This is a genomic window from Mesorhizobium sp. P2_E9 (assembly GCF_056403815.1).
On sequence record NZ_JBFUET010000021.1, the window covers coordinates 44,714 to 69,822 of the forward strand.

31 protein-coding genes and 1 pseudogene are annotated in these 25,109 nt (G+C 63.4%); 14 read left to right on the plus strand and 18 right to left on the minus strand.

Annotated elements, in window-relative coordinates; translation table 11 throughout:
• Positions 1–4 precede the first annotated feature (4 nt).
• The 4 genes from AC1D05_RS30480 to AC1D05_RS30495 all read right to left on the minus strand — a co-directional run bounded on the left by AC1D05_RS30480 (position 5) and on the right by AC1D05_RS30495 (position 2,666).
• Positions 5–250, minus strand: a complete 246-nt coding sequence (locus AC1D05_RS30480) for a hypothetical protein (RefSeq protein ID WP_477445917.1) — start codon at positions 248–250, stop codon at positions 5–7.
• Between the two features lie 56 nt (positions 251–306).
• Positions 307–513: a hypothetical protein gene (locus tag AC1D05_RS30485; protein WP_477445919.1), complete on the minus strand. Its 207-nt coding sequence runs from the start codon at positions 511–513 to the stop codon at positions 307–309.
• A 189-nt stretch (positions 514–702) separates the two neighbouring features.
• The gene (locus AC1D05_RS30490) at positions 703–1,836 is read right to left on the minus strand and encodes a DUF535 family protein (RefSeq protein ID WP_477445921.1); all 1,134 of its coding nucleotides are present in this window, start codon (positions 1,834–1,836) and stop codon (positions 703–705) included.
• Between the two features lie 89 nt (positions 1,837–1,925).
• On the minus strand, positions 1,926–2,666 hold the full coding sequence (locus AC1D05_RS30495) for a sulfotransferase family protein (protein WP_477445922.1): 741 nt from the start codon (positions 2,664–2,666) through the stop codon (positions 1,926–1,928).
• Positions 2,667–2,903: 237 nt separating this feature from the next.
• On the opposite strand from AC1D05_RS30495, the gene AC1D05_RS30500 reads away from it, so the two are divergent.
• Positions 2,904–3,119 (plus strand): exopolysaccharide production repressor protein, encoded by a 216-nt coding sequence (locus AC1D05_RS30500; RefSeq protein WP_477445924.1) that lies wholly within the window; start codon positions 2,904–2,906, stop codon positions 3,117–3,119.
• 704 nt (positions 3,120–3,823) lie between these two features.
• The gene (locus AC1D05_RS30505) at positions 3,824–4,123 is read left to right on the plus strand and encodes a DUF1236 domain-containing protein (protein WP_095793610.1); all 300 of its coding nucleotides are present in this window, start codon (positions 3,824–3,826) and stop codon (positions 4,121–4,123) included.
• A gap of 176 nt (positions 4,124–4,299) precedes the next feature.
• On the opposite strand, the gene yghU is transcribed toward AC1D05_RS30505, so the two are convergent.
• Entirely contained in the window at positions 4,300–5,166 is an 867-nt protein-coding gene (yghU, locus tag AC1D05_RS30510; protein WP_477445926.1) for a glutathione-dependent disulfide-bond oxidoreductase, read from the minus strand.
• A gap of 228 nt (positions 5,167–5,394) precedes the next feature.
• On the opposite strand from yghU, the gene AC1D05_RS30515 reads away from it, so the two are divergent.
• Together AC1D05_RS30515 and AC1D05_RS30520 are read left to right on the plus strand one after the other, a co-directional pair.
• A complete protein-coding gene (locus AC1D05_RS30515) occupies positions 5,395–6,300 on the plus strand; it encodes a S1C family serine protease (protein ID WP_477445928.1) in 906 nt (301 codons plus the stop codon).
• Between the two features lie 16 nt (positions 6,301–6,316).
• Positions 6,317–7,264 carry a LysR family transcriptional regulator gene (locus AC1D05_RS30520; protein ID WP_477445930.1) on the plus strand — a complete coding sequence of 316 codons (948 nt, stop codon included), beginning with the start codon at positions 6,317–6,319 and terminating at the stop codon, positions 7,262–7,264.
• A 25-nt stretch (positions 7,265–7,289) separates the two neighbouring features.
• On the opposite strand, the gene AC1D05_RS30525 is transcribed toward AC1D05_RS30520, so the two are convergent.
• Together AC1D05_RS30525 and AC1D05_RS30530 are read right to left on the minus strand one after the other, a co-directional pair.
• A complete protein-coding gene (locus tag AC1D05_RS30525; RefSeq protein ID WP_477445932.1) occupies positions 7,290–8,018 on the minus strand; it encodes an SDR family oxidoreductase in 729 nt (242 codons plus the stop codon).
• A gap of 122 nt (positions 8,019–8,140) precedes the next feature.
• The gene (locus AC1D05_RS30530; protein ID WP_477445934.1) at positions 8,141–8,596 is read right to left on the minus strand and encodes a MarR family winged helix-turn-helix transcriptional regulator; all 456 of its coding nucleotides are present in this window, start codon (positions 8,594–8,596) and stop codon (positions 8,141–8,143) included.
• A gap of 65 nt (positions 8,597–8,661) precedes the next feature.
• Here AC1D05_RS30530 and AC1D05_RS30535 point away from each other — a divergent pair, with 65 nt between their 5' ends.
• Positions 8,662–9,135, plus strand: a complete 474-nt coding sequence (locus tag AC1D05_RS30535) for a cupin domain-containing protein (RefSeq protein ID WP_477445936.1) — start codon at positions 8,662–8,664, stop codon at positions 9,133–9,135.
• A gap of 26 nt (positions 9,136–9,161) precedes the next feature.
• On the opposite strand, the gene AC1D05_RS30540 is transcribed toward AC1D05_RS30535, so the two are convergent.
• The gene (locus tag AC1D05_RS30540) at positions 9,162–9,773 is read right to left on the minus strand and encodes a hypothetical protein (RefSeq protein WP_477445938.1); all 612 of its coding nucleotides are present in this window, start codon (positions 9,771–9,773) and stop codon (positions 9,162–9,164) included.
• A gap of 249 nt (positions 9,774–10,022) precedes the next feature.
• Between AC1D05_RS30540 and AC1D05_RS30545 the strand changes: the two genes are divergently transcribed.
• On the plus strand, positions 10,023–10,622 hold the full coding sequence (locus tag AC1D05_RS30545; RefSeq protein ID WP_477445940.1) for a YdeI/OmpD-associated family protein: 600 nt from the start codon (positions 10,023–10,025) through the stop codon (positions 10,620–10,622).
• Here the strand turns inward: AC1D05_RS30545 and AC1D05_RS30550 are convergent.
• A complete protein-coding gene (locus AC1D05_RS30550; RefSeq protein WP_477445942.1) occupies positions 10,601–11,578 on the minus strand; it encodes a LysR family transcriptional regulator in 978 nt (325 codons plus the stop codon). The genes AC1D05_RS30545 and AC1D05_RS30550 overlap by 22 nt on opposite strands.
• Positions 11,579–11,704: 126 nt before the next feature.
• On the opposite strand from AC1D05_RS30550, the gene AC1D05_RS30555 reads away from it, so the two are divergent.
• From AC1D05_RS30555 to AC1D05_RS30565, 3 genes are all read left to right on the plus strand, one after another.
• A complete protein-coding gene (locus tag AC1D05_RS30555; RefSeq protein WP_477445944.1) occupies positions 11,705–12,184 on the plus strand; it encodes a carboxymuconolactone decarboxylase family protein in 480 nt (159 codons plus the stop codon).
• A gap of 64 nt (positions 12,185–12,248) precedes the next feature.
• Complete coding sequence (locus AC1D05_RS30560; protein WP_477445946.1) at positions 12,249–13,001, plus strand: SDR family oxidoreductase; 753 nt, start codon at positions 12,249–12,251, stop codon at positions 12,999–13,001.
• Between the two features lie 61 nt (positions 13,002–13,062).
• Positions 13,063–13,491 carry a cupin domain-containing protein gene (locus AC1D05_RS30565; RefSeq protein WP_477445948.1) on the plus strand — a complete coding sequence of 143 codons (429 nt, stop codon included), beginning with the start codon at positions 13,063–13,065 and terminating at the stop codon, positions 13,489–13,491.
• Positions 13,492–13,593: 102 nt separating this feature from the next.
• Here the strand turns inward: AC1D05_RS30565 and AC1D05_RS30570 are convergent, their stop codons facing one another.
• A complete protein-coding gene (locus AC1D05_RS30570) occupies positions 13,594–14,082 on the minus strand; it encodes an RrF2 family transcriptional regulator (protein WP_477445950.1) in 489 nt (162 codons plus the stop codon).
• A gap of 101 nt (positions 14,083–14,183) precedes the next feature.
• Entirely contained in the window at positions 14,184–14,813 is a 630-nt protein-coding gene (locus AC1D05_RS30575; RefSeq protein ID WP_477445952.1) for a glutathione S-transferase family protein, read from the minus strand.
• A gap of 172 nt (positions 14,814–14,985) precedes the next feature.
• On the opposite strand from AC1D05_RS30575, the gene AC1D05_RS30580 reads away from it, so the two are divergent.
• Complete coding sequence (locus AC1D05_RS30580) at positions 14,986–15,684, plus strand: SDR family NAD(P)-dependent oxidoreductase (RefSeq protein WP_477445954.1); 699 nt, start codon at positions 14,986–14,988, stop codon at positions 15,682–15,684.
• A gap of 23 nt (positions 15,685–15,707) precedes the next feature.
• On the plus strand, positions 15,708–16,337 hold the full coding sequence (locus AC1D05_RS30585; RefSeq protein WP_477445956.1) for an NADPH-dependent F420 reductase: 630 nt from the start codon (positions 15,708–15,710) through the stop codon (positions 16,335–16,337).
• Positions 16,338–16,494: 157 nt separating this feature from the next.
• On the opposite strand, the gene AC1D05_RS30590 is transcribed toward AC1D05_RS30585, so the two are convergent.
• Together AC1D05_RS30590 and AC1D05_RS30595 are read right to left on the minus strand one after the other, a co-directional pair.
• Positions 16,495–16,818 (minus strand): hypothetical protein, encoded by a 324-nt coding sequence (locus tag AC1D05_RS30590; protein WP_477445958.1) that lies wholly within the window; start codon positions 16,816–16,818, stop codon positions 16,495–16,497.
• 32 nt (positions 16,819–16,850) lie between these two features.
• On the minus strand, positions 16,851–17,162 hold the full coding sequence (locus tag AC1D05_RS30595) for a hypothetical protein (RefSeq protein ID WP_477445960.1): 312 nt from the start codon (positions 17,160–17,162) through the stop codon (positions 16,851–16,853).
• A 385-nt stretch (positions 17,163–17,547) separates the two neighbouring features.
• Here AC1D05_RS30595 and AC1D05_RS30600 point away from each other — a divergent pair, with 385 nt between their 5' ends.
• On the plus strand, positions 17,548–19,170 hold the full coding sequence (locus tag AC1D05_RS30600) for an ABC-F family ATP-binding cassette domain-containing protein (RefSeq protein ID WP_475459643.1): 1,623 nt from the start codon (positions 17,548–17,550) through the stop codon (positions 19,168–19,170).
• Positions 19,171–19,215: 45 nt separating this feature from the next.
• Here the strand turns inward: AC1D05_RS30600 and AC1D05_RS30605 are convergent, their stop codons facing one another.
• Positions 19,216–19,653: a VOC family protein gene (locus AC1D05_RS30605; protein ID WP_477445962.1), complete on the minus strand. Its 438-nt coding sequence runs from the start codon at positions 19,651–19,653 to the stop codon at positions 19,216–19,218.
• Positions 19,654–19,855: 202 nt separating this feature from the next.
• Positions 19,856–20,296, minus strand: coding sequence for a lipid-binding SYLF domain-containing protein (locus AC1D05_RS30610; protein ID WP_096448255.1), 441 nt, complete (start codon positions 20,294–20,296; stop codon positions 19,856–19,858).
• Positions 20,297–20,592: 296 nt separating this feature from the next.
• Between AC1D05_RS30610 and AC1D05_RS30615 the strand changes: the two genes are divergently transcribed.
• Entirely contained in the window at positions 20,593–20,949 is a 357-nt protein-coding gene (locus AC1D05_RS30615; RefSeq protein ID WP_477445964.1) for a hypothetical protein, read from the plus strand.
• Positions 20,950–21,023: 74 nt separating this feature from the next.
• A pseudogene (locus tag AC1D05_RS30620) lies at positions 21,024–21,932 on the plus strand (translation factor GTPase family protein); the annotation flags it as partial.
• 43 nt (positions 21,933–21,975) lie between these two features.
• Here AC1D05_RS30620 and AC1D05_RS30625 read toward each other — a convergent pair.
• The 3 genes from AC1D05_RS30625 to AC1D05_RS30635 all read right to left on the minus strand — a co-directional run bounded on the left by AC1D05_RS30625 (position 21,976) and on the right by AC1D05_RS30635 (position 25,045).
• Entirely contained in the window at positions 21,976–22,617 is a 642-nt protein-coding gene (locus AC1D05_RS30625) for a glutathione S-transferase family protein (protein ID WP_477445966.1), read from the minus strand.
• A 90-nt stretch (positions 22,618–22,707) separates the two neighbouring features.
• A complete protein-coding gene (locus AC1D05_RS30630) occupies positions 22,708–23,415 on the minus strand; it encodes a hypothetical protein (RefSeq protein ID WP_477445968.1) in 708 nt (235 codons plus the stop codon).
• Positions 23,416–23,515: 100 nt separating this feature from the next.
• Positions 23,516–25,045, minus strand: a complete 1,530-nt coding sequence (locus tag AC1D05_RS30635) for an FAD-dependent monooxygenase (RefSeq protein ID WP_477445970.1) — start codon at positions 25,043–25,045, stop codon at positions 23,516–23,518.
• Positions 25,046–25,109: the final 64 nt, after the last annotated feature.

The following is a 25,109-nucleotide window of genomic DNA, read 5'->3' on the forward strand; positions in this document are numbered from 1 at the left end:
TGGCTCAGAAGCGATCGAAATCGCAGACCCGTACCTTTTCGATGACCCAGTGGTGGTGGCGCCAATGCTTCCTGACCTTCACGAAGCAATGCCGGCTGTGATGTTTGCGCCAGCGATGATCGCGCCAGTGATGGCGGCCCATGCCGCCATTGTCGGTGGTGATGACGAGGCTGGCGGCCTGCGTCGGGGCAACGTTGATAGGGGACAGGACGGAGACAAAGAGAAGTGCGCAGAGAAGAGTGGTTTTCACTTTGAGTCCTCCATTGTGAATAAGGTTTTGTGCAAAGAAAGTGGCGCTCCGGCTCGTCACTCCGCCGCCCTCTGGTCGGTCGCCTGGGCCGATCGGGCAGGCACGGAAGACAGAGCGTGTTCATTGGACTGCTGCTGGCCGAAATAGAGCAAGCCGCCCAGGACGAGGAACACAATCCCGACCGCCACAAGTCCGACCATCAACACGGCGATCGCCGTGCCCGGGCCGTGGCCTGTTCTGGTGATGATGGACCGATGGTGCATTGCTCTTCCTCCGAAATCCAGTCCGGTCCGAAGACCTTGCGGCAAACGACGCCAAAGGCGGGATGTTCCCGATGAGGAGCCGCATCGGCCTTTTGCGTTTCCTTGTAGGACCAAGGTCTTAGGTGGCTGAAGCAAAGGTCCGAGAGGCCTCGTTCGGTTCCGGCAATGTCCATGGGACGTTCCACTATTTTAGCCAAATGAGATATAATACCTGTCCCCCTTCGACGGGCGAATTCGGACACTGCGAAGGGCAAAATGACGGCCGGCCGCCATCCGGCAGTGATGTGCTGACCTCCACATTTCGTCGGGTGATGACCCTTCCGCAGGCAGGCCAAGTGGAACCTCGTTCAGCCTGGGCGGTGAGGCAAACAGGCGCTTGCCGAACTCCAGGAATTCGAACTTGTAGACCTCACGGCGGCTGTGCGGTGCTGCCATGTCGCGGCTCCGTACCGGCATGGCGAAGCCGAATTCGCCGCCTTCGCAACCGCCGCGATCGATCCAGTACCGGTTCATGTCGGCGCGCTTGCAGGCGCGTTTTTCGGGCGAGCGGTAGTTGATGGTGTGCCTGGCATCGCAGACGCCGAGGACATGATCGGCGCCGCCGCCGATGGCGATGCCTTCCATGACCAGCAGTGCCGCATCCTTGGGCCTGAGTCCGCACAGGTCGCGCGTGGCCTCGATGACGGCGCGCTTGGCCTCCGGCTCCTTGCTGCCCTGGAGCCCGCCAATGGCGATGGTGTAGCGGCCGGCGCCCAGGGGGCTGGCGCCCAAGGGGCTGGCGCCCAAGGGGCTGGCGCCCAAGGGGCTGGCGCCCAAGGGATAGAGGATGAAGCTCAACCTGACCAGGTCGAGCCGGTCGCTCTGCCGCGTCAGCCTTATCGAGAAGGCGCCTTCGTGGCTGGTGCCGGAATGAACGGACAGACGCATGGTGAGCGCATAGGCATCGCGTCGCCCGGTCACCTGGCCGATGCCCATCGCCCGCCCGCGCCAGGCCGCCTCAAGCATTTCCGGTGGCAGGCCCGCCGCCGCCAGATTGAAATGGTCGACCAGAAGGTCGAAGCCGCGATGGCCGGGCAGCCCAAGGGCGAAGAATTTGTAGGGCTTCTTGCGCATGAGATCGTCATGCGGGCAGCCGAGCCCGTGCCGCCGCCGGAAGCGCGCGAGAAAGCGGAACCATTTGAAGGAGCTCACCGGCTTGCAGACGAAGCGGGTGAGGAAAATCCTGGATTGCCGCACCCCCAACCGCCCGCAAAGGCCAAGGATCTGACTGAAGACGCCAGCGGTTTCCCGCAACCCGGCGCGCCCGCTCGTTTCGAAAATCAAGATCAAATCCCACACGGCTGTTGTGGGAGCGGGGTTAGCCCGAAGGGATTACGCCGACATTGCGGGGGCGAAGTACGTTATGTCCCCTTCTACCCCAGCCACCACCACAGCGCGGCAAGCACCGCCGCCACGGCGGCGACCGCAAGCCCCAGCATGATGTACGACCCCTTGATGATGTCGCGGATGATCTTCTTGATCGTCTCGCGGTCGTTGAGGTTGGGGAAGGGATCGTTGGGCAGCGCCACGCCGAGGAACTCGCAGAGCGGCGCCCAGCCCTCGGTCACCTTGTAGACCAGCAGTCTTTCAGGCGGCACGGCCGCCTTCACCTCCTCGATATAGCTGAGGTAGCGCGCCACTGCCTTGGCCCGGTCGTCCATCACGCCGTTTAGCGTGCGGCCCCATATCAGCTTGCGCGACATGTCGCCGAATTTTCGCCCGAAGGGGGTCAGCCATTCCAGGATCTTGAACTGCCAGACATTCTCGGTGAAATAGATCGTGTCGATCGTGCTTTCATACCAGGCCTCGGCGCCGCGCGGGTGCAAGGTCAAAAGCACCTTGGCGTCGGGATAGGTGGCCAGCAATTCCTTCCACACGCAGCAGCCGGGATTATCGACGGTGGCCGTATAGTTGGCGAAAACGCGGTTCCAGTCGTGCTGGCTGCCGGGCGGGCTGTTGGCCACCTTGCGCCAGAAGTCGAGATGGCCCTTGTTGGCCTTGTTCATGATCACTTCCTGCATGTGATAGCAGGGCAGGCCGAGCCTGTTCAGCGCGGCAAAAGTCGACCACGTGCCGGTGCGGCCGAAACCGGCCCCAATCAATTTGAGCGTCATTCCCCCATCCCCGCGGACTTGTTTTCTACGTTATCTCAGTCCGTGAGCATCAAATTGCGCCGGACCACGCCAACGCGCAATAGCCGATGCTAAGCCGGTCGATCACATACTTGCGAAGTTGCTAAAATAATGGAACTTTGTGTGCGGGCAATGGGAGTTCGGGAAGGGAGTCGTTCGAAACCGGGGCGGTTTCGGCGGCCTTGGTCATCGATGTATTTTGGACAATTTCTCGTTGGGATGTCGGCCACTACAGTCATTGTCGCGGGCTGGACCTATATGGCCACCGGTTCTTTCTGGGAGGCGCTAGCCTGGACAATCGCTGTGCTGGTTGTCCTGCAGGTGGGCTATTTCGTGCTCGTCGTGCGGCTGATCTTCAACCGCGCGCACGAGGCGACAAGCCGGGATGAGGTCGACGCTGTTCCGCCGTTGCATCGCGACGGCGTCTGGTTTTGAGGCTGGGCACTCGGGATCGATCGGTGCTTCGCGTTACCAGCCCATCCATTCGCGCGTGCGCCAGGCAAGACCGGCAAACGGCGCCAGCAGTGCGATGACGACAAACCTCAGCGTGAAGGGATGCCTGGTCACGGAGGGTCGGGGAGCCATGTCGCGATCGTCCTTGCTGGAAGATTCCATTTGGGAAATGTCGGGCACAACGTCATCACCGCGACATGGGTTGCATCTGACGCAAGCCGTGCCGGCTCGGCGGCGGGAACCAGACGATGGCGCCGGCGTTTTTCTGTTGTGACCGGTGAGGCTGCCACCTCCGCCGGCGCCGTTTGAGGCTCGCTCTGCTCCCGGCAGGGCGGGCCTTTTTCGTGCGTCGGGCGAAGCATTCGGGGAACGACGCCGCGCGTTCAACGTTAGCCGTTGCCAAGCAATGACGGAACCGACTTCTCCTTCGGAAAGAGGCATTCCGATGCGCCTTTCCGAAGCAAGTGGGCTCTGCGGCCGCATTCTCATGTAATATTGGAATCGCACGCAATCGATTATGGAATTTCAAAGCATATTAAGCTGTGATAGCTCACATTTAAAAACAATCGAAATCAGCGTTTAACGAACAATATGCGTATTTATTTCAGAATTTGGGATGGAACCTAGCTGCTGGCGCCGAGTTTCCCTGCAGGGTGCAACCCAGATAGCTAACATGGAGACTTGTTATGAAACATTATCTTTCGAGTGCAGCAGCCGCGATCGTCCTGATGGGCGGCATTGGTGCGGCTTTGGCGGACACCATCGTCGTTCAGCCGGAGCAGGAGACCGTGGTTCGCGAATACGTCAAGAAACAGCCTTTGGCATCCGTGAATTTGCTGGGCCTCGAGCTTAAGCTCGGCTCGCCGGTGCCGGACAAGGTCGAACTGCGTGAGGTGCCGAACGTCAAGTATCGCGTCGCCGTGATCAACGACCAGACCGTTCTCGTCGACCCCGAGACCCGTCAGATCGTCGAGGTTCTGCACTAACCGGCGCAGCAACTGGCATTCAAAAACCCGCCACCAATTTCGTGGCGGGTTTTTGTTGTCGGCTTAAAGCGCGTCGCGATGAAACTGATTCATGCGACGCGCTTTAAGCCGTTGTTTTATGCATGTCGTCCTCCCAAAACCGAGGTCACTTTTGGGCGACATGCATTAGCCGCTGTCTACTCAGCCGCCAGCTTGTCCTGCGTATTCGTCTCGAAATCGCTGGCATCGTGGCGCTCGTGCAGCTGCATGGCCGGTTCGCCGAAGGCACGGTTGACCATGCGGCCGCGCTTGACCGCCGGCCGCTCGTCGATCGCTTTTGCCCAGCGCTGAACATGGCTGTACTCCTGCACCGACAGGAAGTCGGCGGAATCATTGTACATGCGGCCGAGCGCCAGCCCGCCATACCAGGGCCACACCGCCATGTCGGCGATCGAGTAATCCTTGCCGCCGAGATATTCGCTTTCGGCCAGCCGGCGGTCGAGCACGTCCATCTGGCGCTTGGTTTCCATGGCGAAGCGGTCGATGGCGTATTCGAATTTCTGCGGTGCATAGGCGTAGAAATGGCCGAAGCCGCCGCCAAGATAGGGCGCCGAGCCCATCTGCCAGAACAGCCATGACAGCACTTCCGCGCGGGCCGGCTGTTCGGTGGGCAGGAATTCGCCGAATTTCTCGGCGAGATAGACCAGGATCGAGCCGGATTCGAAGATGCGCACCGGTGTCTTGCCGCTGCGATCCATCAAAGCCGGGATCTTGGAGTTGGGGTTGACCTCGACGAAGCCGCTGCCGAACTGGTCGCCATCGTTGATGCGGATGAGCCAGGCGTCGTATTCGGCGCCCTTGTGGCCGCGCGCCAGAAGCTCTTCCAGCATCACCGTCACCTTGACGCCGTTCGGCGTTGCCAGCGAATAGAGCTGCAGCGGATGCTTGCCGATGGGCAATTCCTTGTCATGCGTCGGCCCGGCGATCGGCCGGTTGATGCTGGCAAAGGTGCCGCCATTTGCCTTGTTCCAGGTCCATACTTTCGGCGGGGTGTAGTCTGTCATGTCGGGCCTCGTGGGAAGGGAAGGGCGGGATTGAACGGAACCATCTACAGCTAGGGCTGCGGAGGCGGAAGTTCAACTTGCGTTGAACTATTGTTTTATGGGTGCTGCGGCTTCCTCCCTTCTCCCACAAGGGGATAAGGAAGAACCAGCGATACGCACCTTGCACCAAGCTCCCCAAGGCATACCTATAGGAGAAGCCGCCAAGCATTTGCATCGCAGGACAAAATCATGGCCATCAATCCCAATCCGCGCTCCGTCGTTGCCGTGCGGGCAACCGTCCCGGAGGATGCTTTTACCGCCGGCGCGCTGGGCACGCTCAGGGAGGGCAGCGGCGTCGTCATCCGTGACGACGGGCTGGTGCTGACGATCGGCTATCTCATCACCGAGGCCGAGGAGGTCTGGCTGACCGCGCATGACGGCCGCGTCATCCCGGCGCATGCTCTGGCCTATGACCAGGAATCGGGCTTCGGCCTTGTCCAGGCGCTGGCGCCGACCGGGCTGCCGGCCGTGGCGCTCGGCGATGCCGGCAAGGCTCGTATCGGCGACGCTGTGGTGCTTGCCGACGGCATCGGCCGGGCGGTCGAGGCCAAGATCGTCACCAAGCAGGAATTCGCCGGCTATTGGGAGTATCTGCTCGACGAGGCGATCTTCATCGCGCCCGCTCACCCGTCCTGGGGCGGGGCGCCGCTGTTTGGCGCCGATGGCGCGCTGCTCGGCATCGGATCGCTGCGCCTGCAGATGAGCCGCGCCGGCGAGGTCGCCGATATCAACATGGTGGTGCCGATCGATCTGTTGCCGCCGATCCTCGACGATCTGCTGACGCGCGGCCAGGTGGCCAGGCCGCCGCGTCCGTGGCTCGGCGCGCTGTCGGCCGAAAGTGATGGCAAGGTGGTGGTGATGAGCGTGACCGAAGGCGGCCCGGCCGCCAAGGCCGGCCTGCGCCAGGGCGATGTCATTTCCGAGGTTCGCGACGGCGCGGTCGACGGGCTCGCCGATTTCTATCGCAAGCTCTGGGACAGCGGCTCAGCCGGCGCCGAGATTCCGATGCGGGTGGTGCGCGACGGTCGCGAGACCTGGCTGCGCGTCAAATCCGCCGACCGCGGCAGTTTCTTGAAGAAGCCGCAGCTGCAGTAGCCGCGTTGGGTCGGTAATGCATCCAAGGCTGCTCAGGACCTTCCTCGCGGTGGCGCGTAGCCGCAACATCACCCGCGCCGCCGAGGCGGTGAACCTCGCCCAATCGAGTGTCAGCGACCAGATCCAGACCCTCGAGGCCGAGCTGGGTGCTGCCTTGTTCACGCGCTCCAAGTCCGGCCTCGAGCTGACGCCGGCGGGGCTGGCGCTGCAGCCGATCGCCGAAGAGTTGCTGCGGCTCGACGGCGAGGGACGTGCGGCCGTGCTGGCGGCGGCGGGACAGACAAGCGGAACGCTGACCATCGGCGCGCTGGAAACGATCGCCTCGGCCCGGCTGGCGCCCTGGCTGCCGGGGTTCCAGGCCAGCCATCCCGATATCGCCGTGCGGATGAAGGTGACCGACAGCGGCACACTGCGGCACCTGCTGGAGGACGGCGACATCGATGTCGCATTCCGCTTCGAGCGTCGCGACGGTGCGAAGGGCGCCGATGAACGCCTGGCCAGCCGCACCATAGGCGCCGAACCGCTGGTGCTGGTCGCGGGTCCGGGACAGGGCATTGCGCCACGCGACCTGGCCGGCCTTGCCGCGCTGCGTTTCGTGGCGACCGAGCCTGGATGCATCTACCGGCATATGTTCGACACCGCCTTTGCCGAGGCTGATATGGCGGTGCCAAAACTTGCCGCCGAAGTCGGCAGCGTCAGTGCCATTGCCCGGCTGGTGGCGGCCGGCGCGGGGCTAGGGTTGGTTCCGCGTCTCGCGGTCAGCGACGCGCTTGAGCGTGGCGATCTTGTCGAACTGCCGTGGCCCGGCCCAGCACAGGCGGCACCGCTGACGATGATCTGGCGCCGCCGGCGCGTCCAGCCGCCGGCGCTGCGGCACTTGCTCGCCGCGGCACGCGACATGCTGGAACCCTCTCGAACCAGTTCAGAACCTGAATCGACAAGCCGCCTCAAGGTCTTGCTTTGAAAGCAGTTCCCGATGCCGGTCCATTTCAGACGAGCCGGTGTCCGCCTTCGACATGCAGCGTCGTTCCGGTGGTAAAACCATTGCCGATGAGGAAGAAAATGGCGTCGGCGATGTCTGCGGGCTGGCCGATCCGGCCGACCGGAAGCCGCTCGGCCATCGCGGCAAGCATTTCGGCCTTGCGGTCGCCGGCGACCTGCGCCCAGATCGTGGTGTCGACCCAGCCGGGCGAGACGGCGTTGACGCGGACCGGCGCGAGTTCGACGGCAAGCGCCCGCACCAGCCCTTCAAGTGCTGCATTGACGGCGGCGACGACCGAGCCGCGCGCGGCCGGCCGGTAGGCGGCAATGCCGGAGACGAAGGTCATCGAGCCGCCGACGCCAAGCCGTGGCGCACCGTGCTTGGCGAGCAGCAGCGGGCCGAAGAGCTTGCTGTCGACCGCGCGCTGCGCCGCCTTGAGGTCAAGCTCCGGCAGCAGCCTGTAGGCGCCTTCGATGTCGGCTGCCGTGCTGACGATGTGGTCGAGAGCGCCGATGCGCGCGAACAGGTCCGCGACCTGGTCTTCCCGGGCGATGTCGACCACGGTCATCTCCAGGCCGGGGGGATTGCCGAGTTCCTCGCGTGCCTGCTGCAGCCGGTCCTCGCCGCGCCCGGCAATGACAACCTTGGCGCCGGCCTCGACGCAGCGCCTGGCCAATGCCAGCCCCATGCCGGAGCCACCGCCGACGATCAGGATTTTCTGGTTTGAAATGGTCATGTCGCTCTGCCTTTGCTGGATTGGACAAGGGCAGGGATTGGCAGGTCAGGGCGCTATGGGAAAACGGAAGAAACCGATGGTGCTATCGGAGAGGCCGATAGTGCCAGCAGAGCACGTCCCGCTCAGCGCACCAGCGGGCTGTCCCAGACGACGAACAGCAGCGCTTTCAGTTGGGCAAAGCGCTCCGGCCCGAGCTCGCTGCGCCACTCCTCCTCGATGTCGCGCAAGATGTCGACCATTTTCCAGAAGGCGGCATGGCCGCGTTCGGTGGAGCGCACCACGCGCGCGCTGCCTTCGCCGTCGGAGCGGACGATGTAGCCGTAGCCTTCGAGGCTGCTGAGCAACTGGTTGATGGCCTGTTTGCTCATGCCGGCACGCTCCGCAATGGTGCCAGGGCGCGCGCCGTCTGGCCCTGGAAACTGCAGCACGGCCATGTGCGGCAAGCGCAATTCGTCGAAACCGGCGGCGTTGAGTTCCTTGATCAGCCGGCGCTGGATCGCCTGCGCCGGCACGCGCAAGAGGGCGCCGATCAGCAGGTTCTCGGTCTTGGTCTGGAGAACTTCGGCGGAGGTGGCCATTGACGATCCGGTAAATTGAGTTTACTGATAGCTAGTAAATGTAATTTACCGGAGGGGTTTGCGCAATGTCCGTGATGAATCTTCAGGTCAATCCAGCCAACGAGATCATCGGCACCAAGGGGCTGTCGGTCCGCTTCCTGGTATCGGGTGAAAGTTCGAATGGCAGTGTCGCCGCTTTCGAGCTGATGGTGCCGGGAGCACAGCGCTTGCCCGCGCCGGCGCACAGCCACGATCACTACGAGGAAACGATCTACGGCATTGACGGCGTTCTGACCTGGACCGTGAACGGCAAGCCGATCGAGGTTGGGCCGGGGGAAGCGCTGTGCATTCCACGCGGCGCCGTTCACCGCTTCGACAACAACGGCACCCGAGACGCGAAGGCGCTGTGCGTCATCACGCCGGCGGCGATCGGCCCGGACTATTTCCGCGAAGCCTTCGGCTTGCTCAACGACGCCGCCGGCGGGCCGCCGGACAAGGCCAAGATGATGGAGATCATGCGCCGCCATGGGCTGACTCCGGCAGCACCGCCGCCGGTCTGACGCCGGTCGGAGGGGCAGGGCGCCGCTTATTCCTGGCAAGCGGTGAAGGCGTCGCCTGAGTTCCAGTCCCGGAATGCGATGGTCCGGCCTTCAGCCGACACGGTCTTGTGCTTGGTGCTGCCGTCCGGCTGCTGCTTCGAGCTGGTGCCCTTGCCGGTCAGCACATTGTAGTCACAGGCGCTGGCGGCATTCTCCTGCAGATAATCATCGGAATCGTAGGCGAAGCCGGCAACGATGAAGGCGCCATTGCGGTAGGCGATGGTCAGCGTCTGGTTGGTGCGCTCGCTGCCGATCTCCGGCGCCGGCAGATAGAATTTGATCGAGCCGTTGGGCAGCATCGTCAGCTCCGGCTCGGTGTCGGAGTTTTCATAGCCCGGCCGGTCGTAACCGTTCCACGCACCACCGATCTGTTCGCGCACAATTTCGACGGGCTTGAGGTAATTGTGCTCGATATCCTTAAGGAAGAAATGGATGTCCATCGGGTCGTTCGGCCCGGTCTCGACCACCATGGCAAGGTCGGGAGCACCGTCGCCATTGAAGTCGCCGGTCACAGCGGTGATGATTTTTTGGGTTTCGATAGGCTCGGCGACGGCGACGGTCGGTAGCAACAAGGCAATGGCGAAGAGCAGAGATTTCATCGTGACGTATCCCCCGCGTGACAATTTGTGGTCCTATAGCACGGTGGGGAAGTGTCGCGCTCGTCGGTCTGGTCGGTTGCACTCTTGCCGCAACGGCGATGGATGGTGCGTTCCGTTGCTTCGCGGCAGCCGTTTTTCTGCTGACGGAAAATGGCAGAGATCGATGCCATGATACCGGGAATCGCAAGATGACGGAGGCAAGGTGACTACGACGCCAGCGACAACAATTCTGAACCGGCTGGCCCGCTGATGGCGCCGGTCAAGGTCGATCCGGACAAGGTCCGGGAATTCCCCGATGCGGCGAGTTTCCACGCCTGGCTCGGCCAACACCACGCCACGGAAACCGAAGTATGGATCAAGGTGCACAAGGTAGGGTCGGGGCTGAAGTCGATCACACCGAAAGAAGCCATCGACGTCGTGCTGTGCTTCGGCTGGATAGACGCGGTGCGCAAGGGGCTGGACGACAACAGTTTCCTGCAGCGCTACACGCCGCGCGGCAAGAAGAGCATCTGGAGCAAGATCAACATCGACAATGTCGCGCGGCTCATCGAGGAGGGCCGCATGACCGGGCATGGGCTGAAACAGGTCGAAGCCGCCAAGGCCGACGGACGCTGGGCGCGCGCCTATGGCAGCGGCAAGGAGATGAAAATCCCTGACGATTTGCAGGCGGCGATCGATGCCGAGCCGGCGGCCAAGGCGATGCTGGAGAAACTCAGCGCGCAGAACCGCTTCTCGCTCGCCTTCCGCACCCACAACATGAAGACCGAGGCGGGACGCAAGAAGAAGATCGAGACCTTCGTCGCGATGCTGAAGCGTGGCGAGACGATCTATCCGCAGGGCAAGAAGTAGGGCGCGTCCGGCGCCGGAGCGCGGGGCGACGCCACAGGGATGGTCGGCGAGGGCGCCGCCGACGACATCAGGATGTCGTCGCGCACGGCCTGGATAAGAAAGTCGAGGACCGTTGTCACCCGCAGCGGTATATTCCGGCGGGATGGGTAGACGACATTGATCGGCAGGCGTGTCGGCGGAAAATCCGGCATCAGCTTGACCAGCCTGCCTGCTTCGATGTCCGGCTCGGCCAGAATATGCGAGAGCACCGCAAGCCCGGCTCCTGCCAATGCCGCGCGATGGACGGCCATTGAATTGTTGGCGACAAGGCGGGGCTCGATCCGCAGAACAATTTCATCCGCTCCGCTGGAGAACGACCATGACCGGCCGTCGCCGCCACGGCTGTAACAGATGCAGGCGTGATCCCTTATGTCTTGCGGCGTTCGCGGTGCGTCGCGTCCCTTGAGATAGGCTGGCGAGGCCACGAGAAAGGCTGTTGTCCAGCCGATCCGGCGGCACATCAGGCTGCTGTCACCGACCGGCCCGAGCCGTACCTCGAGATCGATTGCGTTCGCGATGAGGTCCGACGGCTCGTCGCGAAGCAGCAGTTCGACTTGAAGTGCCGGATGGCGCCCCAGCAGCGTTGCCAGGCGGTCGCTGATGAAGAAGCCGAGCGGCGTCGGCAGGCTGAGCCTCACCTTTCCGGATACGGCTGCCGCCTCGGCGCTGCTGGCCTGGCCGAGCGCTTCGACCGCTTCGATGACGCGCAGCGCCATCGGCAACATCTGTTCGCCCTCCGCCGTCAAGGCGAGCGCGCTCGTCGTGCGGTGCAGAAGGCGCGTCTTCAGATGCGATTCCAGCGCCGAAACCTGCCGGGATACAGCCGGCTGCGTCAGATTGAGGTCGATGGCGGCCGCCGAGAAGGATTTTGTCTGCGCCACGCGCAGGAACGTTCGCAACGCCGATACGACATCCATCCTCGCCTCATACTTTTCGACATAAGCCTTATGTCCGCATCCTAGGCGAGTGGCGCTTTACTGTCCAGATATTATGGATATTAAATATCCTTAAGGACATGAAATATCCTCAAGTAAGGGAAAGCCATGACACAGCGCCTCAACGCCGCGCAGCAATCGCCTGAATTGTTCAAAAAGCTCATCGATCTCAGCATGGCCGAGACACACAGCGCCATCGAAGAAAAGATCCGCGATCTGGTCCACATCCGGGCATCGCAGATCAATGGCTGCGCCTTCTGCCTCGACATGCATGTCAAGGAAGCCAAGATCCACGGCGAGAGCGAGCTGCGGCTCTATCATGTCGCCGTCTGGCGGGAATCGACCCTTTTCATTCCCCGTGAACGTGCCGCCCTTGCCTGGACCGAGGCCGTCACCAAACTCTCCGAAAGCGGTATCCCGGACGAGCTCTACGAGCGTGTGCGCGGGCAGCTTTCGGAAAAGGAAATCTCCGACCTCACCTTCTCGGTCATGGCCATCAATGCCTGGAACCGCGTCAACGTCGCCTTCAAGACCGTGCCCGGCTCCGCGGACAAGCTTTACGGCCTCGACAAGGCCGGCCTGAACTAACCCATCCCTGAACAGACCTATCAATCGCTGCGGCGAAACAGTGCGGCCGCAAATGGAGACTGTTATGAAAATCGTCATCATCGGGGGCACCGGCCTCATCGGTTCCAAGACCACCGAACGCCTTCGCAAGCAGGGTCACGAGGTGATTGCCGCCGCGCCGAATACCGGCGTCAACACCATCACCGGCGAAGGCCTGCCGGAGGCGCTCCAAGGCGCGGAGGTCGTCATCGACCTCGCCAACTCCCCTTCCTTCGAGGACAAGGCGTCGATGGACTTCTTCACGACATCAGGCCGCAACCTGCTCGCGGCGGACAAGGTCGCCGGGGTCAGGCACCATATCGCGCTCTCGGTTGTCGGCACCGAACGCCTGCAGGACTGCGGCTATTTCCGCGCTAAACTCGTCCAGGAAGAGCTGATCAAGGCTTCCGGCATCCCCTACACCATCGTTCATTCCACGCAGTTCATGGAGTTCCTGGCCGGCATCGCCAAGTCGGGCACTGTCGGCGAGGCCGTGCATCTGTCGCCGGCCTATGTGCAGCCCATCGCATCCGACGACGTCGCCGACGTCATGGCCGGTGTCGCGCTCGCCGCGCCGATCAACGGCATGATCGAGATTTCGGGTCCAGAGCGCGTGCGCATGAGCGAGCTCGTCGCCCGCTACCTCAAGGCTGTCAGCGATCCTCGTGAGGTGGTGGCCGATCCGGAGGCGCTCTACTTCGGCGCGCGGCTGAACGACACTTCGCTCGTCTCCGACAACAATCCTCGCCTTGGCCGCATCACCTTCGAGCAGTGGTTTCCCACCTCGGCGCGGAAATGACCGCCAGGATGCGCCGTGGCTCAGGCGCGGCGATCGCCCAACACAAGAAGGAGTTTTTCAAATGATCAAGTCAATCGCCGCCGCCCTCGTCATAACGGCAGCCCTGGCCGGCCCGGCCGGAGCCACGGAGGCCCATCCCGCCGGCGAGAAGGCGGCCAAGGTGACCCTCGTCTATGAGCATGAACTGCCGAATGTTCCGGGCAAAAGCATCAAGGGTATTCTGGTCGAATATGGCCCAGGCGGCACTTCGGAGGCGCATACGCATCCAAGCTCCGCCTTCATCTATGCGACGGTTCTGGAAGGCTCCATCCGCAGCCAGGTCAATGACGGCCCGGTCAAGGTCTACAAGGCCGGCGAGAGCTTCTCGGAGATGCCGGGCGATCGCCACAGCGTGAGCGAGAACGGCAGCAAGACGAAGCCCGCGAAGCTGCTGGCGGTGTTCGTGGTCGATACCGCGCAGAAGGAACTGACCTATCCGGTCAAGAAGTAGACCGAGCAGAGCGGACGCCTTCCAGGCGTCCGGCCGTGCCTGAGAACCCGGATGACGCCGGGTTCTCTCGGCGACGAGAGGCCCGTCGCCCGTCGCGACCGGTCATCCGGCTCGCTCCAGCACCCATTCGAAGCTGCTTTTCCAAAGGTCCGCCGGAATGTCGAGGGCCAGCGCTTCGGTGAGGTCGGAAAGCCTGACGGCGCGCAATTTTTCACGCCAGGCCTCGTCGGCTTCCCACATGATGCGCGCCACCGGGCAGGGCCCGCTTTCGCAATAGCCTTGGGGACGACACGGATTGTTCTCGCGGATGTTGTTGCACACAAACGTCCGCGCCTTGCCCTCCACCGCTTCCACGATGTCCAGGAAGGTCAGCTCGGCCGGTGCCCGCGCCAACCGGTATCCACCTGATGGGCCCAGGGTCGTAGCGACCAGCCCCGCCTGCGACAGGCTTTGCAGCGCCTTGGAAAGATATTCCTTGGGAAGGCCGTGGAATTCTGCGAGCGCTTTCGTGGAGAGATAGCGCCCCTCGGGCAGGCCGGCGAGAATGGCGCAACAGTGCAGTGCCCATTCGACTTGGCTTTTCAGGATCATCCACGGATTCCGGCCGACCGAACTCTATTAAGGATATGAAATATCCCTATTCTGCCATGGTGTAAACAGACAGGTTCTGGCGGGTGGGATTGAGCCGGCTTTCACGCACCCGAGTGCGGATCGATGCTGTAGGGATGGACCGGATAGCCCTGGCCGATGGCATCGCGCACGCGGTTGGTCCAGGCGAGGAATGCCGGATAGTCCGCAAGAGAAAAACCGCAATCCTCGGCGCGGTGGCTGTAGGCATAGATGGCGATGTCGGCGATGGTAAGATTGCTTCCGGTGAGGAACGGCGTCTCGCCAAGGCTGCGGTTTAGCGCAGCGAGCGTGCGGGCGCCGGCCTCGCGCTTGCCGGCGACCATGGCCTGGTTGCGCTCGAGCCGCCCGGTCAAGGTCCAGAAGCGCAGCGAGCCGATGACGGGCTCGACATTGTATTGTTCGAAGAACAGCCATTGCATGATCTTGGCGCGTCGGAAACGGTCCGCCGGCAGCAGCAGCGTGCCTTCGGCGAGGTAGGTGAGGATCGCATTGGATTCGGCGATGGCACTGCCGTTTTCGAGCTGAAGCACTGGAACGGCACCGGCCGGGTTCAGTTTGTGGAACGCATCGGTGTGGCTCTCGCCCTCGAAAATCGAGACAATGCGGGTCTCGTAAGGAATCTTCAGCAGGCCGAGCAGAACCCGGACTTTCCAGCCATTTTGCGATGGCAGATAATCGTGAAGCGTGAGCATGGCGGGTCCTCGTGAGGGGGGAACGATCGCATGGCGAGATGCCTGGCGACACCCGATTCCTGCACGATTAATTCATGCATTCCATCGCGCAATGACTGCGATCTCCACCACCTAATAAATCAATTCCGCCCGTGCCATTTTTCCCTGAGACGACATACAGAGGCATCCCCACATGACCACCCATCCAAGCAAAGTCGCCCTCGTCACCGGCGCCAATCGCGGCATCGGGCTGGAGACCGGCCGGCAACTGGCGAAACTCGGCTTCACCGTGCTGCTCGGCGTGCGCGACCTCGCCAAGGGCGAGGCGGTGGCGAAAGGGCTCGATGGCCATGTCGAGGCGATTGCGCTCGATGTCGCAGCACCCGACGCCGCAGCCCAGGCGGCCGCTGAGGTCGAGCGCCGGTTCGGCCGGCTCGACGCGCTGATCAACAATGCCGCCATCCACTACGACAGCGGTTCGCGCGCCTTGCGGCCGGACTGGACCGTGATCCGCGAGGCGTTCGAGACCAATGTCTTCGGCGCCTGGCGCGCGGCGGCGGCTTTCGCGCCGCTGTTGAAGGCAGGCGGCCATGGCAGGCTGGTCAATGTGTCGTCGGAAGGCGGATCGCTGGCCTCGATGGGGGCAGGGGCGCCAGCCTATTCGACCTCGAAGGCGGCGCTCAATGCGCTGACCTGCGTGCTGGCGGCCGAACTGCGCGGCTTCGGCGTGCTGGTCAACGCCATCTGTCCGGGCTGGGTCGCCACCGATATGGGCGGGCCGGGCGGACGCCCGGTGGCGCAAGGGGCGGCCGGCATCGTCTGGGCCGCAACCTTGCCGGATGACGGCCCCAACGGTGGCTTCTTTCGCGATGGCAAAAGACTGCCGTGGTAATGGCGGTTGAACAGGAGGTGACGATGAGAATAGGCATTCTGGGCGCCGGCATGATCGGCGGCACGGTCGGGCGGCTGTGGGTGCAGGCCGGACATGAGGTGAGCTTTGGTGTGCGGCATCCCGAGCGGTTGCGCTCTATGCTTTCCGGCCTTGGCGGCAAGGCCACTGCGGGCTCTGTCCTCGACGCCGTTGCCGGCGCGGATGTCGTGCTGGCGGCCATCCCGTTTCGCGCATGGCCCGATGTCGCGGCCGAGATCGCGGCAGCACTCGGCGACACGGTGCTGCTCGACGCTACGGTGCCCGACCCGCCGCGCGACGGCGCCTTTGGCGACGCAGCGCTTGCCCGCAAGGATGGCGTGGCTTTCGCCGTCGCGCCGCTGTTGCCGCGTGCAAGGCTGGTTCGTGCCTTCAGCACGGTGATGTGGACGACGCTGCAATCGCAGGCGCATCGCGCCGGCGACGGGATCGGCATTCCCCTTGCCGGCGATGACGAATACGCTGTTGCCCTGGCGGTGCGGCTGGCGAGCGACGCCGGCTTCGATCCGGTGGTTGTCGGACCGCTGTCACAGGCCCGCCGCTTCGATCCAGGCACCGCCGTCTTCGACAGCGGCATGAGCGGACGGCAGGTTCGGGCCGCGCTCGGGGTGGCTTGAGGCGCTTCACGATCTGAATCGCGGAATTGCTGTAAGCGCTTGTTTTGGCGTACTTTCAGCGATTGGCTTGCGTGAAAGGGCACAAGAAAAAGCCGCCCTCGCTTTCTGCGAGTGGCGGCCTTTTCCCGGGAGGTAGTCAGAGAGAGGTCAGAGCAGCTTAAGCTGCCTTGGCGTGCTTGTGGCCGTGCTTCTTGTGGGTACGCGTGTGATGATGCTTCCTGGCGACGTGCCGGTGAGCGTGCTTGCGCACATGCCTGTGGTGCTTCTTGTGGTGCCGGTGACGCTTGTGCGCGGCCGCCTTGACCGGCGTCTTCGCCGCGTCCACGGCAGCGGGAGCCGCCGGAGCGGTCGCCGGGGCGGTCGTCGTCGCCGGAGCGGTCGTCGTCGTGGTTGTGGACGCCGCATTGGCGGTGCCGACAACCGGCATTGCCAGACCGAGAGCGATGGCCAGGCCGAGGGCGGAGAGGAGGGGCTTGTTCATGAGAGGCTTCCTTCAGAGTTTGATGGTTGCTGTCACCGGTCGAGGTCGACCGGTGTCACGCCAAGAAGTTTCAGGGCGTTGGCGTAGGTCCGGATGCCTTGCGCCTGCTTGCGCTCGGAACAGAACCGGTTCGCCTTGTCCTGGAGTGCCGTTGCCTGCGCGATCTGGCTCGCACTGGCACCGGGTTCGGCTTTGGTCCGGATGGCTCCGTCGAGTTGAAGACCGAGCCGGCTGCAATATTCGCTCCGGGTAACCGCCGCTTCCGCACCCGATTGCGCGACCGCAAGCATGGCGAGCGAAATGCCCGCGAGGGCACCCATCCATCCGGTCGAACGTCGTTGCATTGTCGGGACCATCCCTTTGCGTTGATGTGGCGACCGCTGTTCGGTTGCTACGAGGATGGTTATCGCAGACGATCTTTTCGCCAGTTTTTCCCGGATGTTGAATCTTGTTTCTGGAGTGTGTCTGGGCGGGTTTCCTTCTCCCCCTGTGGGAGAAGGTGGATCGGCGCGCTAGCGCCGAGACGGTTGAGGGGTGGGTGACAGAGTGCCGTCATTGCCAAGCTGGAGCACCCCTCATCCGACCTCGCTTCGCGAGGCCACCTTCTCCCGCAAGGGGAGAAGGAAGAGCGTCGCACCCGCTGCGGCGCTTGTGCCTCTTCCTTTGGCGCCTTCCTTCGCGTATGGCGCCGGGCAAATCCTTTCAGCGCAGGCATAGTCCGGAAACCGCATGATCAGACTTGAAAGCATCAGCAAGCAGAACGGCCGTCAGCTTGTCTTCATCGAGGCGTCGGCTTCCCTGCAGAAGGGCGAGAAGGTTGGGCTTGTCGGACCCAATGGCGCCGGCAAGACGACGCTGTTTCGCATGATCACCAGTCAGGAGCAGCCCGACGAGGGCCAGGTGCAGGTCGATCGCGGCGTTACCATTGGTTATTTCAGCCAGGATGTCGGCGACATGGCGGGCCATAGTGCGGTCGCCGAAGTGATGAACGGTGCCGGGCCGGTGAGTGATGTTGCGGCCGAGATGGCGGAACTCGAGGCGGCGATGGCCGACCCGGACCAGGCCGACCGGATGGACGAGATCATCGAGAAATATGGCGAGGCACAGCATCGCTTCGAAGAGCTCGACGGCTATGCGCTCGACGGCCGGGCGCGTGAGGTTCTGGATGGTCTAGGCTTCAGCCAGGAGATGATGGACGGCGATGTCGGCAAGCTGTCGGGCGGCTGGAAGATGCGCGTGGCGCTGGCCCGTATCCTGTTGATGCGGCCTGACGTGATGTTGCTCGACGAACCATCCAACCATCTCGATCTGGAAAGCCTGATCTGGCTGGAGCAGTTCCTCAAGGGCTATGACGGCGCGCTCTTGATGACCTCGCACGACCGCGAGTTCATGAACCGCATCGTCAACAAGATCGTCGAGATCGATGCCGGTTCGCTCACCGCTTACTCCGGCAACTATGAATTCTACCAGCAGCAGCGGGCGATCGCCGACAAGCAGCAGCAGGCGCAGTTCGAGCGCCAGCAGGCGATGCTGGCCAAGGAGATCGCCTTCATCGAGCGCTTCAAGGCGCGCGCTTCGCATGCCGCCCAGGTGCAGAGCCGGGTCAAGAAGCTCGACAAGATCGACCGCGTCGAGCCGCCCAAGCGCCGCCAGATCGTGAATTTCGAGTTCCAGCCGGCACCGCGTTGCGGCGAGGACGTCGTCACCTTGAAGAATGTGCACAAGGCCTATGGCAGCCGCACCATCTATGAGGGGCTCGACTTCCAGGTCCGCCGCCGCGAGCGCTGGTGCATCATGGGCGTCAACGGCGCCGGCAAGTCGACGCTGCTGAAGCTGGTGGCGGGCGCCTCCGATCCTGATACCGGCACGGTGGCGCGGGGGCCGAGCGTGAAGATGGGCTATTTCGCCCAGCACGCCATGGAGCTGCTCGAAGGCGAGCGCACCGTGTTCCAGACGCTGGAAGACAATTTCCCGCAGGCCGGCCAGGCGCCGCTTCGGGCGCTTGCCGGCTGCTTCGGTTTTTCCGGCGACGAGATCGAGAAGAAATGCCGCGTCCTGTCAGGCGGCGAGAAGGCGCGGCTGGTGATGGCGCTGATGCTGTTCGACCCGCCCAATTTGCTGGTGCTGGACGAGCCCACCAACCACCTCGACATCGCCACCAAGCAGATGCTGATCGAGGCGCTGTCGCAATATGAAGGCACCATGCTGTTCGTCTCGCACGACCGGCACTTCCTGGCAGCACTTTCGAACCGCGTGCTGGAACTGACGCCGGAAGGCATCCACACCTATGGCGGCGGCTATACGGAGTATGTCGAGCGCACCGGGCAGGAAGCGCCGGGACTGCGGAGCTGATCCAACGACGGAGAGGCGTTTCCTGACATCGTCGTCGTGTCGCGCTCAGCCGAGCTCCTGGGCAAGTCCGATGGGAACGCCGCCGGGCCCGCGGATGTAGCAGAGCCGATACACGTCCTTGTACCGGACGACTTCGCCTTCGAGCCGCGCGCCGCGATCGCGGAGCCTTTCCAGCGTGTCGTCGACGTCGTCGACAGTGAACATGACGCGAAGGTAGCCCAGAGCGTTGACCGGGGCGTTGCGGTGATCCGCCACGACAGGCGGCGCGAGGAAGCGGGATAGCTCGAGCCGGCTGTGGCCGTCCGGCGTGCGCATCATGGCAATCTCGACGCGCTGATCGCCCAGTCCGGTGACACGTCCGGCCCATTCTCCTTCGACCGTCGCCCGTCCTTCGAGCTCAAGGCCGAGCTCGCGAAAGAAATCAATCGTCTCATCGAGGTCGTCAACGACGATTCCTATGTTGTCCATGCGTTTCAGCGCCATGTGTCCAACCTACAAAGTGTCGTTTGGGCCGTAAACGCGTAAAACTGCTTGCCGGCGCCGACAATTTCCTCGCCGCCATCAAGTTTTCCTCGCCGCCATCAAGTTCTCACTGGATCAAAAGCCTATGGGTGGAAAAAAGGCGGTCGTCGAGCTGACGCCGCCCTCTTTGGTGTCCAGCGTGCCCCCGGAAGGGACGAGGCCATTACTTCAGCGAGATGGCAAAGCCGCTGAGATCGGCGTTGACCTGCAGGCCAACCTGCTTGCCGGTGAGTTCGAGCTGGGCACCCTTGTCGTTTGTCATGACGATTACCTGGGCGCCCTTGCCGATCGTGCCGCCGCCACCCGCCGCGCCATAGACACCCGTCACATCGCGGGCGCGCCTGATATGGCGCACGGTGCCGTGGAAATAGGTCTTGGAAACGCCGAAGGCGAGGCCGCCCGAAACGGCGCCGATGGAGATTGGATACGACTTACCGTGGAAGGTGAACGTACCTTCGCCGCCGGAGCCGCCGACGAAGAAGGCCGCCTTGTAGACGGCAAAGCGGATCGTGCCGCTGTCGGCATGCGCGGCGCTGGCAAAGCCAATGCCCGCTGTGGCGATGGCGGCAACCGCGATTGAACGAAAACTGGACGAAATCTTCATGTGAGAACTCCTCAAGGTCGCCGCTTGCCCAACCGGCTGGGCGTGTCAGCGCTGTGTCAAAGTTACAACTGAACAGTCTCGCCGGTCATTTGGTTCCAGGCACGCAGCCCGAATCTGACCGCGGGAAGATCGACATGAAGCGAGGCCTATGGCAAGCGCAAGGGCAAGACATCGCGTATACGTGATTGGCGCGGCCGGCACGTCGGCCGGGCCCGCAGAGAGAGGGACGGCATCAGCGGGGAAGCGTATGCGCGTGCGGACTCTAAGATGATGCGGTTCACGAGAAGGGCTTGGGAATGAGACTTGCGACGCGAATAGCGATGTCCGCATTGGCCGCGACGGTGGCGGGATGCGCGACCTCTCCGGTCGACTATGGGACGTCGCTTTCGCCGCAGGACCCGAAATGGACGTCGCCCGAATGCCAGCAGGCCCGGGCGGCGGCTGCGGACTACGCGGTTCGCGAGAAACAACATCCGGGTTGGGAACTCGCGGCACTTGGCCCGTATGGGCTGGGCATCATAGCGGCCACCAAGGAGGCCGAGCAGAAGCATCGGAAGCTTTACGCCCGCAACGTGCACCTGCAATGCTCGAGCCTTCCCCTGCCGAAGGAGTTGCAGGGCGACCCTGCGGTCGCAAAGGCGCAATATCCGTAGCCGTCCGGCCTGGGTGGGGAAGCGGATGTTGATGGCGCTGGTCCTGTCCCCCTGTTGCGGACATACGGCCAAGCTGCGATCCTATCGTCATGGAAAAACCTGCCGCGCCATGGCCTTTGCTGCAACTCGCGATCGAGGCGAAGTCGAAAGCCGATGAGGGGAAGCTGCGTATCGTCCTGTCGAGGCTGGCGGACGAGGATCCTTGGTTCTACGTCAAATGGGACGAGGAATCGGGTCAGACGATCATCGCCGCCATGGGCGAAGTTGAACTCGACAGGATCATCGACCGCGTGCGCCGCGAGTTCAATCTTGCAGTGAATGTCGGCGCCCCGCAAATTGCCTATCGCGAGACGATCATCCGCAGCTATCAGCAGGACTACACCCACAAGAAGCTGTTGGCCGGCACGGGTCAGTTCGCCCGCGTCAAGATCATGTTCGAGCCGAACGCGCACAATCCGGACTTGGTGTTCGCGTCGAGGATCGCCGGCGGTGCGATCCCGAACGAGTATATGGCGGGGGTCGAAAAGGGGCTGCGCAGCATCCAGTCGCAGGGGCCGTTTGCGGGCTTTCCGATGATCGGCGTCAAGGCGATACTGGTGGACGGCGCCTGGCACGAGACCGACTCCTCGGCCTTGGCTTTCGAGGTTGCGGGCCGCGCCTGCTTTCGCGAAGCCGCGCCGCATCTCGGCGTGCAACTGCTCGAGCCGATCATGAGGGTCGAGGTGGTGACGCCGGCGGACTATGCCGGCAGCATCATCAGCGAACTGAAGAGCCGCCGCAGCCAGATCCAGGACCAGGAAAGCCGCGATGTTGCCGTCGTCATCCACGCCACGATGCCGCTCGTAAACATGTTCAAACTGGAGGAGACACTCTGGTCGCGTTCGAACGGGCAGGCGCGCCTGGGCGTCAGCTACGCCGCATATGCTCCCGTTCCGCTCCCTGACGATCGTGACCCGCCGCCCGCTGCGGCGGTGTTCGCCTGACGTCCGCTCACCGCCGAAGGGTTCAGGCTGCTGTCGGATCGGCTTATGATCGGCCGTTGACCGCAAATTGCGCGGCGAAAGCCCTTGCATAAGCGGGCCGCGCTTCGCCGCGCGCCACATAGGCGGCCAGGTTTTGATATTCGTCCAGAATGCCTGACATTCTCAGGCGCAGCAGCACCGATACCATCAGCAGATCGCCGGCGCTGAATGCACCATCGAGCCATTCTGCGGCGCCCAGATAGGCCGAGAGCTTGTCCAGCGTCGCGCGAATACGGTCCTTCACCAGCGGCAGACGCTCCTTTGCCCAGGGCCTGTCGGCTTCGAATATCCTGGCCGTCGTCAAATCGAGGACCGGCGGCTCGACGGTGTTGAGCGCGGCAAACATCCAGGTGATCGCGCGGGCGCGGGCATCGCGCTCCCGGGGCAGCAGCCCCGCATGCTGCTCGGCAAGATGAAAGACGATCGAGCCGGTCTCGAACAGGCACAGAGATCCTTCCTCATAGGTGGGGATCTGGCCGAAGGGATGGATGGCAAGATGGCCAGGCGCCTTCATCGCGGCGAAGGAAACAAGCCGAACCTCATAGGGTTGCCCCACTTCTTCGAGCGCCCAGCGAACGCGCGTATCGCGCGCCAGTCCCTTGCCGCCATCGGGCGAGCGTTCAAAGGCTGTGATGGTGGGGATCATTGGCAGGCTCCGAAGGGTTGGTGTCTAGGTCTTGCGCTTGCACACAGAGGACGAACGACCGGGGCTGTTCCCGACAAGCTGCCTCGTTTTTTAGCGCAGCAGGCCTTCCGCCTCGAACGTATCCCAGCCTTCCAATTTTGGCTGCGCCGCGCCTTCCCTTCCCGAAGTCCCGGCACTGCGAGCCTTGCGATCCCGCTTTCCCGCGCGCGTCAGAGCGGCCTTACCAGCACCGCGCCGTCTGTTTTCGGACGCTTCCTGCGCATCTTCCTCCCGCCAGGCGCTCGCCAGGTCACGATCGAGAATATCCTCGATGTGGCGTGGGTCGAAGACATGGAAGGTGACGGCCTTGGACCGCCCGCGCATCTTGACGGTGCGCGTGCCGATGCTCTTCAGGCGGCCATCCCTGAGCCATTTGTGACGCTCGCGGGCCGAGATGGTGAGAATGTCTTCTGCCTCGCGCGGAAGCACGGCCAGGGATTCGATCCCCTCCAGTGTCCTGGAGATGGTTGCCGAGGCCGCATGGAATGCATCCGCGTCGGTCTTCAACATGCGCAATACGATGCGGCCCGTCTCAGCCTTGGCGAATTTCCTCACCACCCATGGCAGGCGAGCTCGAACTTCACGTTCGATCCCTTTCAGGCGCATGGAGGAGCCAAGCGTTGCCGATGGCGGCAGCGGCCATTCGGCGACCACAGTGGTGCCCTTGCCGCGCTCGGATGCGCGGTCAGGGCCGGTGGCAATTGCCGCGACGATGCCGCTCACGACCTTTCGCAGGGAACCACGCTTCGTGTCTGTCATGTTTCATGTTCGCTCATCAGCTGCCTTCGTGGAAAGGCAGTTCGCACAGCAGACAACCGAAATCAGGCTCAAACAGTTCCTTTGGCACGCGCATGCGCACCTATTCGGGTTCGCCAAACCACCGCGCCGCCACCTGGGCCGCGCCCTCGAGGTCAGGCTCGCCATCAGCAGCCCAGGCGACAAAGCCATCCGGGCGCACGAGCACGGCGCTGAGGCCGAGCCGCTCCTGGGCGTTGCCGGCGGCATAGCTGATCCGCCCATTCCAGCGGCTGGCAAGCGCCTGAAGGGCAGGGCTGATGTCGAAGTCCAGCAGCAGGCCTTGCCCGTTTCTCAAGCGTTCGCCGAGCCTCGTCCCGTCGGCCAGCTCGAAATCGGGGGCGCTGCGGCCCACCAGCTTGTGGCTGCCGCCAAGATCGTAGCGCAGCGAAACGCCCCAGACGCGCTCGGCGAAATAGGTCGCGCCGTCGCGCGTGTCGATGAGATCGCGGATGATGGCTTCGAGCGCACGTGAACTGCGGCTTGGCCGCATCAGCGCGACCTGGGCGCGCGACCAGTCGAGAATCTGCGCGCCGACCGGGTGCCGTTCCTCGAAATAGCTGTCGAGCAGGCCGGCCGGCGCGTCGCCGCGGATGGTGGCGGCAAGCTTCCAGCCGAGGTTCATCGCGTCGCCGAGTCCGAGATTGAGTCCCTGGCCGCCGAGCGGCGAATGGATGTGCGCGGCGTCGCCGGCAAGCAGCACCCGCTCGTTGCGGTAGGCGGTCGCCTGATAGGCGCGATCGGTCCAGGTCGTGGCGAGGCGCAGCGCGGTCAAGGTGACGTCCGTGCCGGACACGCGGCGCAACACCGCCTGCACATGCTCAAGCGTGATCGGCTCTGTCCGGTGGAAAGCGGCGCCGTCGAACTCCACCATCGCGATCGTGCCTGGCCGTGAGTAGGTGTACATGCCCGTCGGCGTGTAGTGGCGGCCGAGGCTGATTGAGTCCGGATCGGCCATTTCGACTTCGACGGAATAGCCGGTGAATTCGGCATCGGTGCCGGTGAAGGCAAAGCCGCCGAGCTTGCGAACCGTGCTGCGGCCGCCATCGCAACCGACGAGCCAGCATGCGTGAAAAGTCTCGCCACCGGCGCGGATGGTCACGCCTTCGTCCGCCTGGGTGAAGCCGTCGACGGCGAGGCCGCGCCTGATCTCGACGCCCATCGCGGTCGCGCGGACGGCAAGCGCGGTCTCGAGATGCTCCATCTCGACCGCCATGCCGGGGCTCGCCGGGCCTGGCAGACGATAGGGCCATCTCGAGCTATCGACGGCGTCGAGATGGAACTGGATACCGGCGAAATGGCCGCCGGGGCGGCGCGGCTGTTGCATCCAGTGGGCGGCGGCCAATTTGCCGCCCGGGCCATCCTTCGCGGGCGGCGCAATGTCGTCCAGCAGGCCGCGACGGTGGAAGGCTTCGATGGTGGGCACGTTAAGGCCGCGCATGCCGAAGGGCAGCCGCTTCAGCGGCGAGCTGGGGCTCGGGGCCTGCTCCAGCACCAGCACGCAGAGGCCTGCCAGGCGCAGCTCGCAGGCGAGAAACAGGCCGACAGGACCGGCGCCGGCGATGACGACATCATAGGGAATCGGGTTGGGCATGAACTACTCCTTGGTCGATGTGTTCGACCGGAGCGTTCCTCGAGTTTGAGAGCCACACGGACGA

What these genes read in the sequence shown, in the direction of transcription:
- AC1D05_RS30485 (WP_477445919.1), bottom strand. Translation starts at nt 513, where the DNA reads ATGCACCATCGGTCCATCATCACCAGAACAGGCCACGGCCCGGGCACG.
- AC1D05_RS30495 (WP_477445922.1), bottom strand. Translation starts at nt 2,666, where the DNA reads ATGACGCTCAAATTGATTGGGGCCGGTTTCGGCCGCACCGGCACGTGG.
- AC1D05_RS30500 (WP_477445924.1), top strand. Translation starts at nt 2,904, where the DNA reads ATGTCGGCCACTACAGTCATTGTCGCGGGCTGGACCTATATGGCCACC.
- AC1D05_RS30505 (WP_095793610.1), top strand. Translation starts at nt 3,824, where the DNA reads ATGAAACATTATCTTTCGAGTGCAGCAGCCGCGATCGTCCTGATGGGC.
- yghU (WP_477445926.1), bottom strand. Translation starts at nt 5,166, where the DNA reads ATGACAGACTACACCCCGCCGAAAGTATGGACCTGGAACAAGGCAAAT.
- AC1D05_RS30515 (WP_477445928.1), top strand. Translation starts at nt 5,395, where the DNA reads ATGGCCATCAATCCCAATCCGCGCTCCGTCGTTGCCGTGCGGGCAACC.
- AC1D05_RS30520 (WP_477445930.1), top strand. Translation starts at nt 6,317, where the DNA reads ATGCATCCAAGGCTGCTCAGGACCTTCCTCGCGGTGGCGCGTAGCCGC.
- AC1D05_RS30525 (WP_477445932.1), bottom strand. Translation starts at nt 8,018, where the DNA reads ATGACCATTTCAAACCAGAAAATCCTGATCGTCGGCGGTGGCTCCGGC.
- AC1D05_RS30530 (WP_477445934.1), bottom strand. Translation starts at nt 8,596, where the DNA reads ATGGCCACCTCCGCCGAAGTTCTCCAGACCAAGACCGAGAACCTGCTG.
- AC1D05_RS30535 (WP_477445936.1), top strand. Translation starts at nt 8,662, where the DNA reads ATGTCCGTGATGAATCTTCAGGTCAATCCAGCCAACGAGATCATCGGC.
- AC1D05_RS30540 (WP_477445938.1), bottom strand. Translation starts at nt 9,773, where the DNA reads ATGAAATCTCTGCTCTTCGCCATTGCCTTGTTGCTACCGACCGTCGCC.
- AC1D05_RS30545 (WP_477445940.1), top strand. Translation starts at nt 10,023, where the DNA reads ATGGCGCCGGTCAAGGTCGATCCGGACAAGGTCCGGGAATTCCCCGAT.
- AC1D05_RS30550 (WP_477445942.1), bottom strand. Translation starts at nt 11,578, where the DNA reads ATGGATGTCGTATCGGCGTTGCGAACGTTCCTGCGCGTGGCGCAGACA.
- AC1D05_RS30555 (WP_477445944.1), top strand. Translation starts at nt 11,705, where the DNA reads ATGACACAGCGCCTCAACGCCGCGCAGCAATCGCCTGAATTGTTCAAA.
- AC1D05_RS30560 (WP_477445946.1), top strand. Translation starts at nt 12,249, where the DNA reads ATGAAAATCGTCATCATCGGGGGCACCGGCCTCATCGGTTCCAAGACC.
- AC1D05_RS30565 (WP_477445948.1), top strand. Translation starts at nt 13,063, where the DNA reads ATGATCAAGTCAATCGCCGCCGCCCTCGTCATAACGGCAGCCCTGGCC.
- AC1D05_RS30570 (WP_477445950.1), bottom strand. Translation starts at nt 14,082, where the DNA reads ATGATCCTGAAAAGCCAAGTCGAATGGGCACTGCACTGTTGCGCCATT.
- AC1D05_RS30575 (WP_477445952.1), bottom strand. Translation starts at nt 14,813, where the DNA reads ATGCTCACGCTTCACGATTATCTGCCATCGCAAAATGGCTGGAAAGTC.
- AC1D05_RS30580 (WP_477445954.1), top strand. Translation starts at nt 14,986, where the DNA reads ATGACCACCCATCCAAGCAAAGTCGCCCTCGTCACCGGCGCCAATCGC.
- AC1D05_RS30585 (WP_477445956.1), top strand. Translation starts at nt 15,708, where the DNA reads ATGAGAATAGGCATTCTGGGCGCCGGCATGATCGGCGGCACGGTCGGG.
- AC1D05_RS30590 (WP_477445958.1), bottom strand. Translation starts at nt 16,818, where the DNA reads ATGAACAAGCCCCTCCTCTCCGCCCTCGGCCTGGCCATCGCTCTCGGT.
- AC1D05_RS30595 (WP_477445960.1), bottom strand. Translation starts at nt 17,162, where the DNA reads ATGCAACGACGTTCGACCGGATGGATGGGTGCCCTCGCGGGCATTTCG.
- AC1D05_RS30600 (WP_475459643.1), top strand. Translation starts at nt 17,548, where the DNA reads ATGATCAGACTTGAAAGCATCAGCAAGCAGAACGGCCGTCAGCTTGTC.
- AC1D05_RS30605 (WP_477445962.1), bottom strand. Translation starts at nt 19,653, where the DNA reads ATGGCGCTGAAACGCATGGACAACATAGGAATCGTCGTTGACGACCTC.
- AC1D05_RS30610 (WP_096448255.1), bottom strand. Translation starts at nt 20,296, where the DNA reads ATGAAGATTTCGTCCAGTTTTCGTTCAATCGCGGTTGCCGCCATCGCC.
- AC1D05_RS30615 (WP_477445964.1), top strand. Translation starts at nt 20,593, where the DNA reads ATGAGACTTGCGACGCGAATAGCGATGTCCGCATTGGCCGCGACGGTG.
- AC1D05_RS30625 (WP_477445966.1), bottom strand. Translation starts at nt 22,617, where the DNA reads ATGATCCCCACCATCACAGCCTTTGAACGCTCGCCCGATGGCGGCAAG.
- AC1D05_RS30630 (WP_477445968.1), bottom strand. Translation starts at nt 23,415, where the DNA reads ATGACAGACACGAAGCGTGGTTCCCTGCGAAAGGTCGTGAGCGGCATC.
- AC1D05_RS30635 (WP_477445970.1), bottom strand. Translation starts at nt 25,045, where the DNA reads ATGCCCAACCCGATTCCCTATGATGTCGTCATCGCCGGCGCCGGTCCT.